Source organism: Chitinophaga eiseniae (assembly GCF_900167135.1).
GTDB classification, from domain to species: domain Bacteria; phylum Bacteroidota; class Bacteroidia; order Chitinophagales; family Chitinophagaceae; genus Chitinophaga; species Chitinophaga eiseniae.
In genome coordinates this window covers 1946589-1961996 of sequence record NZ_FUWZ01000002.1, presented here as the reverse complement: position 1 = coordinate 1961996, position 15408 = coordinate 1946589, and the positions used below count along the sequence as shown (strand labels likewise).

Sequence of the window (15408 nt, the reverse complement as noted above, 5' to 3'; positions counted from 1 at the left end):
CATGAGTGCTACAGGCAAAGTGTACCTGATCCCTACTGTGCTGAGCGCTGACGCCCTGTTCAGCATTCCTGCCTATACAACTGCGATTGCACAGCAGTTGCGCGTATTTTATGTAGAAAACGAGCGGACAGCCCGCCGTTACCTGAAAGCACTGGACAGAAACATCAATATCGATGAGCTGCAGTTGCTGCCTATGCACGAAAACCAGCCACCAGATGTAGCCCTGGCAAAAAAACATTTATTGGCGGGCACCGACATCGGCGTATTAAGTGAGGCAGGATGCCCGGCCATCGCAGATCCCGGCCACCTCGTCGTGCAGGCTGCCCATAGCATCGATGCCCGTGTAATTCCGATGGTAGGCCCCAACTCCATGCTGCTGGCCCTGATGGCCTCCGGTATGAACGGCCAGAACTTCCAGTTTACCGGCTATCTGCCCATCAAAGCCCCGGAGCGAGGCAAAGCGCTGCGCCAGCTGGAAGAGGAATCTGAAAGGAAAAAACAGACGCAGTTGTTCATAGAAACGCCTTACCGTAATAATCAACTGCTAAAGGACATACTGGACCATTGTAAAGATCATACCCGGCTGTGTGTGGCCGTTGACATCACCGGTCCGGAAGAATTCATCAAAACCAAAACGATCAAAGAATGGCGGAAAGCATTGCCGGACCTGCATAAGCGGCCGGCGATATTTTTACTGTACGCCGGTATGATATAAACAACGATCACTTAAAAAGCGCGGGTTATCATGTAACATGATAACCCGCGCTTTTTTATCCCTGATGGCGTTAAGGAAGATCTTTGCCGGAGGCGTCCCTGACGCTGATGACACTGTCTACGATAAACGGGCTGTAGCCGCGCCACGGCAACGCGCCCAGGTATTCCTTGTAGTGCAGCTCCACGGTTTTACCGCTGGCAGTCATCAGCTGTTGCGCGATACGCTCATCCGCTACGGAGAACTGGAATTCATTGGACTGAATGGTTCCGGCGGTACGGCCTTTGTAGCCGGACTGGATAAGTTTTCCTTCATAGGTTTTGAAGACATATCCTTTTTCCACGAAATAGTTGAGCTCACCAGCCTTCACGCCCCTGCCGAAGACGAAATAAAACTTGTACAGGAAGATGCCGCCCAGTACCAGGACGATGATAGTGATGATGATAAAAATAAACCGGCCCATGTGAATAGTTTAGTAAACGTTATGATCAAAAGTAAAGATCCACGAGATAAATCAGACCGGCCATTCCAAAGGCACCCAGTTCCAGTTCACGTTTGTTTACTGCTTCAAACACATCGTTGGCCGCGTGATGAATATCAAAATAACGCTGGCTGTCCGGAGAAAGTTCAACCATAGGGGTACCGATCGCCGCGTGCAGTTGTCCAACGTCGGTGCCGCCGCCTGGTCCCTCCAGGTCGTACAGTCCATAAGGCTCCAGCAGGGGTTTCCAGCTGATCATTTTCGCCTTTTTTTCCGGTTCCATGGTAGAAGTGAAGCCTCTTGGCGTAAAGCCTCCGGCGTCGCTTTCCAGCGCCAGTACATGTTTTTCGTTACGTTGTTTCGCCAGCTCAGCATATTTTTTAGCGCCGCGGGTACCGTTTTCCTCGTTGGCAAACAGCACTACACGCAGTGTGCGGGCAGGTTTAATGCCCAGCGCCTTGAAAGTGCGTAATACTTCGATAGACTGTACGCAGCCGGCGCCATCATCGTGCGCGCCTTCGCAGACATCCCATGAATCGAGGTGGCCGCCGACCGTAATGTACTGGTCGGGGGTTTTATTGCCGCGGATCTCACCAATCACGTTATGCCCTACAACATCTGCCAGCATTTCGCAGGTGGTACGCAGGAATACTTTAGCGGAATTATCCCTCTTCAGCCGGTCGCTCAGGCGGTCGGCGTCCTGCAGGCCAATCGCTACGGCCGGTATTTTCGGATAGGCCGGGTCATATGACATAGCGCCTGTATGCGGGAAATTGTTGGCGCCATGAGACATGGAGCGTACGATCACTGCCACAGCGCCGTATTTGGCTGCTTTGCTGGCGCCCTGGCCTCTGAATTTCACCGCATCGCCATAAGAATAAAAGGTCTTGATGAACTCCGGCTTGAAGTGATAGTTATAAAAAACGATCTTACCCTTTACCTGGTCTTTTTTTGCTTCCAGGTCTTCGAAGGAGGCTACTTCCAGTACCGGGGCGGTAACACCGGCTTTACCGGTGCCGATGGAATTGCCGAGGGCGAGGATATTCAATGGCGGCACAAAATCACGCAGCTTTGATACGATGCGGGCTTCTTCTTTTTCGCCCCGCACCCAGTGCGGCACCATACATTCCTGCAGGTATACCGTGTCTGCTCCGGCGGCTTTCAGGGCTTTTACGCCCCACTGTTCGGCCTTTACCATCTGAGGAGAACCCGCCAGCCTGCCGCCGATGGTCTTTGTCAGTACGCGGAGGTTTTCATAAGCGGTGCTGTTTCTCAGGATTTCGTCGGCCATCTGTCGTAAAACGAGGGAGTCTGACTGCTGGGCCCTGGTCACTGCCGGTAACAGGCAGGTCAGCAGCATTGGCAAAAGGCGTTTTCTCATATAAGCGGCTAAATTTTGCAATAAAACTAATTAATTGGCAGGGTTCTTACAAATAACAAATAAATGGTTTAGCGGTTTCCGGTAATTCGAAATTCAGCGTTACCTTCGTTATGCAAAGTAATCTGGTCGCTGGCACACATTATCAGGACTTTATTACTTGTCGCTTTCCGTTCGTTAAAATAAAGATCATGCGCATAGGAATAGTATGTTATCCGACATACGGAGGTAGTGGCGTGCTGGCCACCGAGCTGGGCAAAGCCCTGGCAGACAAAGGCCATATGGTACACTTCATTACCTACCAACAGCCCGTGAGGCTCAATGCTTTTCACGCCAACATATACTACCATGAGGTACAGGTACCCACCTATCCTCTTTTCGATTTTCCGCCTTATGAGTCGGCGCTGAGTAGCACCATGGTGGACGTTATCCTGAACCAGAAGCTGGACCTGCTCCACGTACACTACGCCATTCCCCACGCCTCTACGGCGTATATGGCCAAACAGATCGTTAGCAAGCAGGGCCGGGTAGTACCTTTTATTACCACCCTGCACGGTACAGACATCACCCTGGTGGGCAAAGACAAGACCTACGCCCCGGTGGTGACCTTCTCCATCAATGAATCAGACGCTATCACCGCGGTGTCTGAAAATCTGCGGGACGAAACCTATAAGTATTTCCAGATAGAAAAAGATATCTCCGTGATCTACAACTTTGTAGACACACAGCGTTTCAGCCGTCGCGAGATGCCTCATTTCCGCAACGCCATCGCGCCTAACGGCGAGAAGATATTACTGCACGTATCCAACTTCCGCAAAGTGAAAAGGGTGCCTGATGTGGTAAAGGTATTTGCGAAAGTAAGGAAGGAAGTGCCTTCCAAGCTGCTGCTGGTGGGTGACGGTCCCGACAGGCCTACCATCGAGTGCCTGTGCCGCGAGCTGGGTATCTGCGAAGATGTACGGTTTGTGGGTAAACAGGAACAGCTGGAAGACGTCATGTCTATCAGCGATCTTTTCCTGCTGCCTTCTGACTATGAGAGCTTTGGCCTGGCGGCGCTGGAAGCCATGGCGGCACAGGTCCCGGTCATTTCTTCCAATGCCGGCGGTTTACCGGAGATCAATATCCCCGGTCAAACCGGCTATATGAGTGATGTAGGAGATGTGGACGGTATGGCCGCCCATGCCATTAAGTTACTGCAGGACGACGCCTTGCTGGCTAAACTGCGGAAAGGAGCATTGGCGCAGGCGCAACGTTTCCACATCGACAATATCATTCCGAAATACGAAGCGTTGTACGAGCAGGTATTGCAACAGCAGGCGCAGTTACTCTAACGGCTGCGTATCCACCGCTCGGGGTTCTGCTGTACCATATTGCGATAGATCTGTAATTCTATCTCTCCGTTGCCCGCCAGCGCGCTGGCGGCCGCAGCGCCCAGCACGTGACCACGTTTCACGGACATGCCTTTTTTGACACGCACATCCACCAGTCTGACATAATTGGTAAAATATCTTCCATGGCGTAGGGTAACCATATACCCTGCGCCTGGAACACTGAACACCATTATCACCACTCCATCAAAGATCGCTTTCACGGCGGCGCCTTTCGCCGTAGCGATCACGATGCCATTGTGTTCCACTTCTACTTTCCCTACGGTGCTGGTACCAAAGCGGCCGGTGATCCTTCCGGCGTCAACGGGCCATGGGAGCCTGCCCCGGTTGGCTTCAAAATCGCGGGACAGCGACAATGCTTCCGGTGTGGCCGCCAGTACATCTTCTTTCGGCGCCGGTGCGGCCGCCTCTTCTTCCCTGTCGTCTGCCTGCTTCGGCGGCGGGGGTGGTTTACGGCCTGCCTTTTTAGCTGCAGCGATGGCGCGTCTGCGTGCCGCTTCCTGTTCAGCTTTGCGCTTCGCTGCTTTGGCCGCAGCGGCGCGTTTACGGGCGGCCGCAGCAGCCAGCTCCCTTTTGCGGGCGGCTGCTATTTCCCTGCGGATGGCATCCTGAATGGCGCGATCTACCTGCCTGGCTTCCGCCCGGCTTTTCCGGATATTTTGTTGTAATTGTTTCTCCTGTTGCTGCAGCTGTACGATGGTCTGATCAGTTTCTTTTTTATCCGCCATCAGCACGCCTCTTTGTTTTTGTTCGGTATACAGGGCGCCGGCTTTCCGGGTACGTTCCTGTTCAAGGTTTTCCAGTTTCTGTGCCAGCAGTACTTTGGTAGACAACAGGCTTTCTGCCTGCTTGCGGCGGTTCTCGCGGTATTGCCGCAGGTACTGGTACCGGCGCAGGGCGTCGTTGAAACTGGTGGCGGAAAAGAGGAAGTTGAGCACATCGTACTCCCGTTTGGTTTTATAGGCATATACCACCAGCTGCGCGTAACGGGCTCGCAGAGAGTCCACTTCTTTCTCCAGCGTTTGTACGTTATCGTTAGTACTGCTGATGGCGCCGTCCAGCTGACTGATTTCTATGTTGATATTTTTGATCTGGGCGTTGCGGTTGTCGATTTTCTGCTGCAGTTCCCGTTGCAGTCCCAGGTTTTGTTTGGTGGATTTGCGGGTATTTTGCAGGGAACGGGTAGCCTCCTGTATTTCTTTCAATAGTTCCCGTTTACGGCTTTCCAGCGCCGCACGCGAGGTTTTTTTACCGCGCTGTGCATACAGCACTGCCGGTAACAGCCAGCAAGCTATTAAAATTGGGATCAGCTTTTTCAAAAAGGAACGGTTTTAGACATTTAGTTATTTGACCATTTGGTTATTTGTTCATTGATGAATGCCCGGGCTGCCTTCAATGAACAAATAACCAAATGCACAAATGATCAGATTACCTGCGTCTGATCCACTGTTCAGGGTTTTGTTTAGTAACCCCTTTCCAGATCTGCAGTTCCACCTCACCGGTATTTTCGAGGTCGTTCACACTGGCGGTACCGATCACCTGACCGGTTTTCACCATATCTCCCTTCTTCACACGGGTAGTCTGCAAACGAACATAAGTTGTAAAGTATTGTCCGTGCCGGATAATAATTACATAGCCGGAGCCAGGCATCACCACCACGGATTTCACTTCTCCGTCGAAGATGGACTTCACGGCGCCGCCTTTGGTGGTGGCGATGACGATACCGTCGGACGGTACGGTGATATGTTCCATCACGGCATGCTGGTGTATACCAAAATGTTCGATGATATTGCCGGCATCCACAGGCCAGGGCAGTTTACCACGGTTGGCCTCAAAGCTTTCAGACAGCGCCAGCGCTTCGGGGGTGGCTTCCAGTACGTTTTCGCTACGGGTAGGAGCCGGTTTCGGTGGCTCTGGCGCAGGTTTGGGCGGTTCTGGTGCCGGCGTTGGTTTTGCCGGCGGCGGGTTATTGGCAGCGTTATTGTTATTGGCGTTATTGGCAGCGGCAGCGGCAGCGGCATCTGCTTTCGCTTTCTCAGCGGCGGCCAGTGCGGCTTTGCGGGCTTCTTCCTCTCTTTTACGTTTCTCTTCGGCAGCTTTACGACGGGCAGCTTCCTCTTCCATGGCCTTACGGCGCGCTTCTTCGATCTCACGGCGGATGACCGCACGGATAGCAGCCTGCACTTTCTGGGCGTCTTTATTACGCTGATTGATATCCGCTACCAGCTCTTTCTCACGGCCTTTCAGCTTGGAGAGCACTTCATCTTTCTCTTTCTTATCCTGTTCGAGGGTAGCCCGCTGGTCCTGTTCTGTCTTCAGCGCATCGGCGCGTTTTACGCGCTGGTTCTGGAGGCTCTGGATTTTCTGGTTCAACTGGTCCTGTGTAGACAGAATATTATCCGCCTGACGGCGACGGTATTCGCGGTATTGTTTAAGGTACTGGAAACGTTTTACGGCATCATTGAAGCTTTGGGCGGAAAACACAAAGTTCAGCATGTCGTAGGAAGAACGGTTCTTGTAGGCGTATACGACCAGTTGTGCATATTGCGCCTTCAGTGTGTCGAGGTCTTTTTGCAGGGTTTTTACATCCCGGTTGGCAGTATTGATGTCCCCGTTGATAAAGTTGATCTCATCATTGATATTATTGATCAGCCGGCTACGCAGGGTGATTTTATCGCGCAGCGCACGGAGCTGTCCCAGGCTTTCCTTGGTTGATTTTTTGGTATCCTTCAGCTGTTGGTTGGCTTCTTCAATCTCTCGCTGCAGCTCTTTTTTCCTGCGCTCCAGTTCCTCCCGCGTCGGTTGCTGCTGGCTGGTATTCTGAGCCACCAGTATAGCCGGTAACAACCATATGATGCATACTAACGGGATAATCTTCTTCAAATACAACATGACTATTTTAAGTAACTGCAATTAAGTACCAAGGTTCAAGTATATAAACGATAAATATACAACGTTTATTAGTTTAATGAAGATGACATTTGCCGGGAAAATTTATTACATGCGTTTATAGCTTGCCGGCGTGCTGAACGGAAAGGTCAGCGGCACGTCAAAGTCATAGCGGGTAAAGTCCAGCGCAACTTTCGTCACACTTTTCTCTTCTACGAAAATACGGCGCACTGTGGGAAATTTCCGGTTGGCTACTTTAGCATAGTCGCCATAGGTAAGTTCACAGGAACGTTTGTTGGCAGCGGTGCTGTCGGCATCCATTACTTTACTTTGCTGGAGGCTGTAGTCATCCGCGAATACGTTGAAGAGGCTTACAAACCTGGGGTTCCGGCAGGTGAAAGAAATCACGGAAGGTGTTTTCACGAGGCCGTAGACGGAGTCTGTCAGGTATACCGGGTTACCGATGAGCAGGTCCTGCAGGGTCTTAAAGTCAAACGGTATATTCAGCAGGTCTTCCGCGTCGGCCATACGCCGCAGGAACAGCTGTTTCTCCAGTCTGTTATAAAGCTTGAGGCTGTCGGGCGTGATCACGGCGCGCATTACCTCGTCGATGATAGGAGCGCTGACGGATATCCAGATGATACTGTCTTTTTTCATCCGGATGGTGGCGGTGAGGTTATTATGGCTTTTGCTTTCGTTTTCAAAGGCCAGTTTCATTCTGCCGGAGAAGGTATTAAAATCGATGTTATTACTGCGTACTCCTTTCAGCATATTGCCGATGAAGGCGTTCCGTTCTTCTGCGGAGGTAGAGTCCCGGTGGGCAGCCACCCTGCTGGTGTCTGTGGCCGGGAACGTGTTGCGTGACAGTTTTTTCGGGTGACGGCAGGCGGTAAAGGCCAGACCGGCTATTCCTATGAGTAACAGTAGTGTTTTTTTCATGCAGCTATATGCTTTTAGCGGTATCAGCGCTACCAACGGTGGTGTTGTCGGGCATTCCCGGCTGAACGCTATTGAATGTATTTTTTCTCTGCGATCTTACGGACAAGGCCTACTGAAGTAGCACCCTTGTCTTTGGCTTTCTGCCAGTATTCCACCGCTTTTGTGACATCTTTCAGGTTAAACAGAATGTCCCCGTAATGCTCGAGCACATTTGGATTCTGTTGTGCTTCGGGAAACTGCAGGGCTTTCTCTATCCAGTGCCTGGCATCTTCGAACTTGTCCTGCCGGAACAGTATCCAGGCGTAGGTGTCCATGTAGGTAGGACTTTCCGGTTCCAGTTCCAGGGACCGTTTAGACATTTCCGCGGCATGGTCCAGGTTTTCGCCGCGCAGTGACAGGTAGTAACTGTAGTTGTTGAGTACCAGCGGGTCGTCGGGCCGCAGCAGGAGGGCTTTTTCATAACTGCTGTCAGACTGCGGGTGCTGTCCGGTAGCGTGATAGGCGTCTCCCAGCAACGACTGTACGTCGGCCATAAATTTCTTTTCTCCGTTGCCTGTTTCCAGCGCTTTATTGAGTGCGCCGATGGCAGCGGGATACTGTTGCAACAGGAAACTGGCCACCCCTTTGAAGTAGTAGCCCATAAATTCCCTGGGGAATTTGTCTGTTACGGTCTTGCTGAGTGCCAGCAGCGCGTTGGGATCTTCTTTGCGGGAATAGATCCACATCAGCTGATACCATACGGAGAAGCGGCTGGAGTCGAGGCTCAGCGCCTGGGTATAATTTTGCTGAGCGCTGTCCAGCATATCCGCCTGTGAGTACATATCGCCTCTCAGGGCATAGGCTTTCGCGTCTTTGGGATGGGCCTTTACGATCAGGGAAGTCAGCTCCAGGCCTTCTTCCACTTTGGTAGAGTCCAGCTGCATCATCTGCAGATAAGGATATACGTACGCAACTTTTTCATCGATGCTGTAAGAAGGATTTGCAAAGGCGCGGGTCAGGAAAGCCCAGTAACCGGGCTTATCGTTGTTCTTACGGGCATAGGAGGCGAGTCCCAGCAACGCCCTGGCATTGTCGGGATCTTTGCGCAGCACTTCCTGATAGATAGCGGTAGCTTCAGCGCCGCGGTCGTTCGCATCATACACCTCTGCCAGCAGGAAATAATAGCGCAGTTCCTGCGGGTTGTTATCAATGAGTTTACGGATTTCGGCGGCTGCCGCATCCACCTGGCTCATTTTGAGTAACAGCCGTTGTTTTTGGTAGATGACTTCTTCCACCACCCCTGTTTTTTTCTCCAGCTGACTGAATACCGCCAGGGCAGACGCCGGTTTATTGGCTTTGGCGAGGAACATCGCCTTGTTGTACAGGTAGTCCTCATTTTCGGGGTAACGGGCAGTCAGTTTATCAAAGACAGTGGCGGCACTGTCAAATTGTTCATTGACAGCAAAAGCATCCGCGAGGGTGATCTGGAACCAATGGTTGTCCGGGTCCATAGCCGCCGCCCTGCGGGCAAAACCGAGGGAGTAACCGGGGTTCTGGACTTCCATGAACAAACGGGCCAGTTCATAATAAACGGTGGGATTATTCTTATTTAACCGCAGGTAGTCGGAGTACTGGGTGATCGCCGTACGGAAATCCCCGAGCATTTTAGAGCGCTGGGCAGCAAAGAAAAGGCTGTCTGCCCGCTGCTCCAGCACAGCAGGATCTTTGATCACGGCCTGATGGCGCAGCGTCTTTTTAGGCCCGCTGCACGCGCCTGTGATCAATATGCCGGCAATACTTATAACGGTTAAGAATACACGCATCTATCAGGATTTACCGGTATGACCGAAGCCTCCTTCACCGCGAACGGTTTCGTTCAGCACTTCCACGGGCTGCATTACAGCCTGTACGTAGGGAGCGATGATCATCTGGGCTACACGGTCTCCGGGTTGTATCGTTTGTGGTTCGTTGGACAGGTTGATCATAATTACTTTGATCTCTCCCCTGTAATCAGCGTCGATGGTACCAGGTGAATTAGGTATGGTCAGGCCCTGTTTAAAAGCCAGGCCGCTGCGCGGACGGATTTGCGCTTCGTAGCCAACAGGCAGTTCCATAAAGAGGCCGGTAGGCACCAATACCCTTTCCAATGGCTGGAGCGTCAAGGCTGTCTCCAGGTGTGCGCGCAGGTCCATCCCCGCTGCTTGGTCTGTTGCATAAGACGGTAGTTCATTATCCGACTTATTGATGATTTTCACAATTATATCAGCCATTGGGCAAAGATAATTTATTATTATTTAGCGATTTTCTCCAATAATACGACTGCGTGTGCAGTAACGCCTTCCTCCCGTCCGACAAAGCCCATCTTTTCCGTTGTGGTGGCCTTTACAGACACGTCCTCCAGCCCTATCCGCAGTATTTCCGCAATGGTAGCCTGCATCTGAGCTACATAAGGCTTGATTTTAGGGGCCTCCAGGCACAGAGTGCTGTCCACATTCACGACACCATAACCTTTTTCACCGATCAACTGCGCACAGCGGGCCAGCAGTATCTTACTGTCAATATTTTTATAGGTATTGTCCGTATCCGGGAAATGTACGCCGATATCACCCAGTGACAGGGCGCCCAGCATGGCATCGCAGATAGCGTGCAACAGCACGTCTGCATCACTGTGTCCCAGCGCTCCCTTGTGGTGCGGTACCTTTACACCGCCCAGCCAGAAATCCCGGCCTTCCACCAGCTGATGAAAATCTACTCCCAGACCAATACGTATAGTACTCATAGCTTATATTTTAAAACATTTATGCCAATGCGCAAGGTAAGGCTTTAAATATAAAAATCCCCCCGCTAAAAACGGAGGGATCACCTGATATTCCGGAATTTTATTATTTAGAAATAATGACCGGCACTTATCACCAGCCTGTTCTGCTTTCTTCATCGCGGCCCCCCAGATCAAACGTCAGGGTGAAGCGCAGCGTGTTGGACAGCGGATTACGTTGTATACCGGAGCCGGAAGGCACGAGGTAAGAAAAGTTCAGACCGAAGATATCATATTTGATGCCTATACCAGCGGTCACATACTTACGGTTGCCTTTATATTTGTTTTCGTTAAAATATCCCGCCCTTACTGCAAACATATGGTTGTACCAATATTCTGCACCTACGGAAAACATCACCTCCCGCAATTCTTCCTTCAAGCCGCCCGGTGCATCACCAAAAGAGCTGAACATGCCCTGCAGCACGCCTTTCTCTTTGTAATCACCGGTAGAATCCGGGGTGGGTACCAGCAACTTGTTGACATCGAGCGCAAAAGTCAGCTGATTGGTTTCATCGAGGGCGAGCGTGTAGGCCGCACCGAGACCCAGGTTAGTGGGCAGGAAATCCTTGTTTTGTGCGGAACTGGTATAAGAGATTTTAGTACCGATATTGGAAATGGAACCGCCGAGGCTTAAACGGTTGGTCAGCCCGTCGTCTTTTTCAAACTCTTTGGTATAGAAGGCCGAAAGGTCCGCTGCAAAAGCCTTTGCAGGACGGATCATGGCGCTTCCGTTGGACTGTCCGCCGGCAAGGTTGGAATAAATATAACGGGCGGTTAATCCCATAGAGAAGTTATCGGACAATTTACGGGCGTAACCGGCGTCCAGTGCGAACTCACGCGGGCGAAAATCCCCGAGGTCCTGGTTGGTGACATCCCTGAAATTGATGGTCCCTAATGAAAAATAACGCAGCGACCCCGAAATAGCCTGGTATTCATCCAGCTTCGTGTACCCGCTGACTGTCGCCAGAAATACGTCGTTCACCAGTTCCTTCAGCCAGGGGGTATAGGTTACCGCCACGCCGGCCTTTGCGTCGGCAAAAGGCAGCTTGGACAGGTTCCAGTAGATGGAAGAGGCATCCGGCGAAATAGCCAGCCCCACATCCCCCATAGCACCGCTTCTGGCGTCAGGCGTTATGCGGAGAAAAGGCACCGCGGTATTAATCGTATTGGTACGGCCATCAATCTGGTCTGTATTAATCTGTGCTGAGGTTTCAAAACTGCTGAAAGTACCGTATATGAACACAAGGCTCAAAGCTACCTTTCGGATCATGCAATGTTCGTATTTTGATAGGGTGTAAAAATAAACTTATTTATTAATATTAAAACGAAAAGAGGGTTGATAAAGGGGATCATGTCTAATCTGCTCTCCCATGCATAGGTTATAACAATACCATTTTTCCACCCAAAACCCTGGTTTGACCATTACTGCCTATAATCAGCCGGTAGATATAAATGCCGGCGGGTAACCTTGCTCCTGAATCACCTCTGCCGTCCCAGGGGATTCCATCAAAACGGCTTGTTCCGGAAAATATTGTGCTACGCATTTTCTTTACCAATTTTCCATCCGTGGCAAATACCTGTAAATCCACCTGCAACTGTTGCCCCTGCTGGTTATGCAAAAAAGAGAACCTTGTTACATCGTGAAAAGGATTGGGATAATTGACAACCTCCTCTACTGCTATTGATCCCGGTGCTGCAACTTTAAAGGCAATCGTTCTTACAGTGCTGTTGTTATAGGTATCCCAGGCTTTAATGGTTATACGATGCGCTCCTGTTGGCAATCCGGTCAACTGAAAACGCACCTGCCCCTCCCGGTAATTATCCAAAGATGCTTCAAAATAATCATTTAAAATCAAATATTCTGAACTATCCAGTATCGCTACCAGACTATGTACCGGATCACTGCCCGATATATTGATCCCACTGCTATCTGCCAGCGCTATCATCAGCCATGGATCAGGGCCGGTCATATCCCCACTGGTAAATGTTTTACTGTCGAGCCATACTTTTACATCCGGGCCCGTCACGTCGGCCGGTGCACCGGACAACATACCTCCCGTTGTAAATCCGTCAAAGTAACCACCTCCGTCTGCAGTGGCATTACTGGTGTAATAACTGATCTTCCCCTTGCCTTTACCATCCGGCAGGTCCGCAGGAACGGTGAAAGCAACGGTAAACTCGCCATTGGTAACGGTTTGGGTACCTTTAAAGAGGATATTCTGTTGTACCTGGAAATCCACCGCACGGCTGCGGGGATCGTTGCCCCGCGTGCGGCGTGTAACCGGCTGGTCATACACGACTGTCGTCAGCGTACCGTTGTACTCCCGCAATTTGTTTCCCTGCGCGTCCTCCACATGTCCTTTAACGATGCAGTGCTGCAGTCCTTTCAGGGTATCCGTTTCCGTTGTAACCCTACGACCGTTGATACTGTCTGTCACCACCCGCCATTGCGGGAAAGCCAATCTCAGCGAAGGGTCTCCCAGCAGCTGGAATTTGCGGTTGTTGATCACATCGCCGGAAGTATTGTACGTTTTATTCTTACCATCCTGTACGGCAGCGCCCAGCGTACGCATGGAGCCATCCCCCTGCGGCGTGAAAACAGCTTCAAGGTAGTTGGCATTCATGATGCGGTTGGAATTGGCAAAAACGGCCCTTGTAGTGGTCATCAGCGCAATGGCGCCACTTTGCTGTTGCAACAGTAATTGCGCCCCCAAAGAGTTAATACCCGGATCATCAAACGGTGCAAAATCACAGGTCGCCGTAACCAGTAACGGTAACCGTTGTTCGTTTTTCCACGCCTGTACGCTGTTCACGTCCATCACGGTTTCTTCTGCCAGGCGGTTGTAACTGCCATGACCGTTATAGTTAAGCACCAGCGTTCCTTTGTTGATATTGTTATTCACGGCCCTGGTCACCTCCGGGGAGCGCGTCCCGGCAGCGGTGCTTTCCTGCGGATAGGCGTCCACATATATTTTACTGATATCAGGGAGATGATTGTTTTTTGCGATGATGTTGCTCATAGCTTCGGCATCCTGCAGATGCAGGTTGTCGTCTTCATCGTCGGCCAGCAGTGTTACGCTGTTGCGCCACGGCCCGAAGGAACGGGGCTGTTGGTAACGGATGATTTTGTCCACCGCCGTCCTGGCTTCTGAGGCGTTCCGTACCGGCAGTCGCCCAATACCGATGTCCAGCAGGTTGGATATATCTGTCCGCGTGATATCTTCTGCGTCGTCGAGGAACCCGAAAAAGTCATCCGATACATGGGAACGAATGGCATCCAGCGAAGCCTCGCTTTGCCAGGAAGGTACCAGGTTGGTATTATTTTTCACCCGCTGGCGGTAATCGTAGGAGGCGGCGCCGAACAGCAACAGGTATGCCGGATGGGCGCCACGGTCGTAATGCATTTTCACATAATCCCTGATGGCGGTGGGGTCCGGTGTCCCTGAGGCGAACTCATTATATATCTGGGTGGTGGTGGCCACGGCTACGCTGACCCCATCGTGAGCACGGCGCCAGGCGGCGAGACGTTCTGCTTCCGCCAGGAACGCCTCATGCGTCACGATCAGCAGCGTCGCTCCCGGCTGGCCGTGCAGGTCCTGGTTGGGCACTGCTCCGGCGGCCACCGGCCGCCGGGCCGCCCCTGCATTAAAAGCGATGTATTCCCGCAGCGGTCCGGCATCTCCCGTAAAAGTCAGGGTATCGTCCTGCAGGCGGGCAGGCATGGCCAGTGGCCGCAGCGGGTTGGTCACGTCCCATACCTGCGTTTGTGCCGTGGCATTAGCCAGGAAGTATTGCGTACGGCCGTTCACCGTGATATTACGGAAGTCCAGCTGCCCGCCGGCGGGCAGGCGTAACGGACAGACGGCCATCAGCTCCAGGTAGTCGAGCCACCCTTTGGCGTTCAGGTCCCCCGGCTGGAAGGTCACGGCTGCTGTCACCGCATCTCCCGCAACGGTAGCCGTGCCGGAGGCGTAGGCGGCGGTGGCATAAGATTCGAAAACGCTGCTGCCTACGGGCAACAGGTAGGCGCTGGCGGCGGCGGCGCCGTTGAGGCTTACGCCAAAGTTGCTGCCGGTGGCGCCGCGGGCGGCCACTCTGAACCCTATGGCGACAGGGCCAACGGGCGGTCCGGGCAGGGAAAAGCTGTAAGAACGGCTGTTTCCTACCACTTTGCCGAACTCCTGTCCCCACCATTGTTTGCCGCTGCTGAGGAAGTTCAGGCTGTCGCGTTCATAAAAGGTATGATAATCAAAGGAATATGTTTTGCCGACGGCGGGCTGTGTGTTGGTGTCCTGTGTAATGCGGACGCCATTGCCGCTGACTGTCAGAAAGTAGGTGGCCGCATCGCTGTAAAGGTTATACTGATGCACGAAGCCGGGTCGCAGCGGGTCCCACTGCCAGCGGTGGGGACCGGGTGTATAAAAAAGGAGGTGATCGTTGCCGTCCAGCAGGCCGTCCCCCCCGTCCTGCACCTGGAGCGGAACTTCCGGCAGGTCGTCGTGGCGGGGCTGGGCGTTGGGCTCGGGCAGCAGTTGGCCGCCGTTGCCAAACAGACGGATGCTGCCGGTGGCGAGTTGCCGGGTATCCACCCCCAGCTGCCGCAGCAGCGGCAGGTCTATTTTATAGACGCCCGGGGCCGTCACTGACAGTTTATACCAATGGCCCGATGCCAGTACGCTATGGTCTTTGTAGGTCCGGGGAACGACCGGTTCAACAGCGCTGCTGTAGTGATATAGAAAAATTAACAGGAGCGCCGGAAAAATATTCGAAGGTTTCATTATCTTGATAGCCCTTTTCCATCCTTCCTGAAAGGCCGGTGTAATGTAG

Annotated in this window: 12 protein-coding genes; 2 read left to right on the top strand and 10 right to left on the bottom strand. The window is 52.3% G+C overall.

Going from position 1 to position 15408, the window contains the following annotated elements; translation table 11 throughout:
- Position 1 precedes the first annotated feature (1 nt).
- Positions 2-715, top strand: a complete 714-nt coding sequence (locus B5D63_RS17815; protein ID WP_078670113.1) for an SAM-dependent methyltransferase — start codon at positions 2-4, stop codon at positions 713-715.
- Positions 716-785: 70 nt separating this feature from the next.
- Here B5D63_RS17815 and B5D63_RS17810 read toward each other — a convergent pair whose 3' ends face one another.
- Both B5D63_RS17810 and B5D63_RS17805 read right to left on the bottom strand, forming a co-directional pair.
- Positions 786-1175, bottom strand: a complete 390-nt coding sequence (locus B5D63_RS17810) for a hypothetical protein (RefSeq protein WP_078670112.1) — start codon at positions 1173-1175, stop codon at positions 786-788.
- A gap of 25 nt (positions 1176-1200) precedes the next feature.
- Positions 1201-2574 (bottom strand): M20/M25/M40 family metallo-hydrolase, encoded by a 1374-nt coding sequence (locus B5D63_RS17805; protein WP_078670111.1) that lies wholly within the window; start codon positions 2572-2574, stop codon positions 1201-1203.
- Positions 2575-2762: 188 nt separating this feature from the next.
- On the opposite strand from B5D63_RS17805, the gene bshA reads away from it, so the two are divergent.
- Positions 2763-3902: an N-acetyl-alpha-D-glucosaminyl L-malate synthase BshA gene (gene bshA / locus B5D63_RS17800; protein ID WP_078670110.1), complete on the top strand. Its 1140-nt coding sequence runs from the start codon at positions 2763-2765 to the stop codon at positions 3900-3902.
- On the opposite strand, the gene B5D63_RS17795 is transcribed toward bshA, so the two are convergent.
- From B5D63_RS17795 to porU, 8 genes are all read right to left on the bottom strand, one after another.
- A complete protein-coding gene (locus B5D63_RS17795; RefSeq protein WP_078670109.1) occupies positions 3899-5278 on the bottom strand; it encodes a murein hydrolase activator EnvC family protein in 1380 nt (459 codons plus the stop codon). The genes bshA and B5D63_RS17795 overlap by 4 nt on opposite strands.
- A 109-nt stretch (positions 5279-5387) precedes the next feature.
- On the bottom strand, positions 5388-6842 hold the full coding sequence (locus B5D63_RS17790) for a murein hydrolase activator EnvC family protein (RefSeq protein WP_159456065.1): 1455 nt from the start codon (positions 6840-6842) through the stop codon (positions 5388-5390).
- A gap of 114 nt (positions 6843-6956) precedes the next feature.
- Positions 6957-7787 carry a lipoprotein insertase outer membrane protein LolB1 gene (locus B5D63_RS17785; RefSeq protein WP_078670107.1) on the bottom strand — a complete coding sequence of 277 codons (831 nt, stop codon included), beginning with the start codon at positions 7785-7787 and terminating at the stop codon, positions 6957-6959.
- 68 nt (positions 7788-7855) lie between these two features.
- Positions 7856-9589 carry a tetratricopeptide repeat protein gene (locus B5D63_RS17780; RefSeq protein WP_078670106.1) on the bottom strand — a complete coding sequence of 578 codons (1734 nt, stop codon included), beginning with the start codon at positions 9587-9589 and terminating at the stop codon, positions 7856-7858.
- Positions 9590-9592: 3 nt separating this feature from the next.
- A complete protein-coding gene (gene dut, locus B5D63_RS17775) occupies positions 9593-10036 on the bottom strand; it encodes a dUTP diphosphatase (RefSeq protein ID WP_078670105.1) in 444 nt (147 codons plus the stop codon).
- Positions 10037-10056: 20 nt separating this feature from the next.
- A complete protein-coding gene (ispF, locus tag B5D63_RS17770) occupies positions 10057-10545 on the bottom strand; it encodes a 2-C-methyl-D-erythritol 2,4-cyclodiphosphate synthase (RefSeq protein ID WP_078670104.1) in 489 nt (162 codons plus the stop codon).
- Between the two features lie 130 nt (positions 10546-10675).
- On the bottom strand, positions 10676-11851 hold the full coding sequence (porV, locus tag B5D63_RS17765; protein WP_078670103.1) for a type IX secretion system outer membrane channel protein PorV: 1176 nt from the start codon (positions 11849-11851) through the stop codon (positions 10676-10678).
- Between the two features lie 109 nt (positions 11852-11960).
- Positions 11961-15359: a type IX secretion system sortase PorU gene (gene porU / locus B5D63_RS17760; RefSeq protein WP_078670102.1), complete on the bottom strand. Its 3399-nt coding sequence runs from the start codon at positions 15357-15359 to the stop codon at positions 11961-11963.
- Between the last annotated feature and the right edge of the window lie 49 nt (positions 15360-15408).

Bases quoted from the DNA above. Each gene is read 5' to 3' on its own strand.
- B5D63_RS17815 (WP_078670113.1), top strand. From the start codon at position 2: ATGAGTGCTACAGGCAAAGTGTACCTGATCCCTACTGTGCTGAGCGCT.
- porV (WP_078670103.1), bottom strand. From the start codon at position 11,851: ATGATCCGAAAGGTAGCTTTGAGCCTTGTGTTCATATACGGTACTTTC.
- ispF (WP_078670104.1), bottom strand. From the start codon at position 10,545: ATGAGTACTATACGTATTGGTCTGGGAGTAGATTTTCATCAGCTGGTG.
- B5D63_RS17780 (WP_078670106.1), bottom strand. From the start codon at position 9,589: ATGCGTGTATTCTTAACCGTTATAAGTATTGCCGGCATATTGATCACA.
- B5D63_RS17785 (WP_078670107.1), bottom strand. From the start codon at position 7,787: ATGAAAAAAACACTACTGTTACTCATAGGAATAGCCGGTCTGGCCTTT.
- dut (WP_078670105.1), bottom strand. From the start codon at position 10,036: ATGGCTGATATAATTGTGAAAATCATCAATAAGTCGGATAATGAACTA.
- B5D63_RS17810 (WP_078670112.1), bottom strand. From the start codon at position 1,175: ATGGGCCGGTTTATTTTTATCATCATCACTATCATCGTCCTGGTACTG.
- porU (WP_078670102.1), bottom strand. From the start codon at position 15,359: ATGAAACCTTCGAATATTTTTCCGGCGCTCCTGTTAATTTTTCTATAT.
- bshA (WP_078670110.1), top strand. From the start codon at position 2,763: ATGCGCATAGGAATAGTATGTTATCCGACATACGGAGGTAGTGGCGTG.
- B5D63_RS17805 (WP_078670111.1), bottom strand. From the start codon at position 2,574: ATGAGAAAACGCCTTTTGCCAATGCTGCTGACCTGCCTGTTACCGGCA.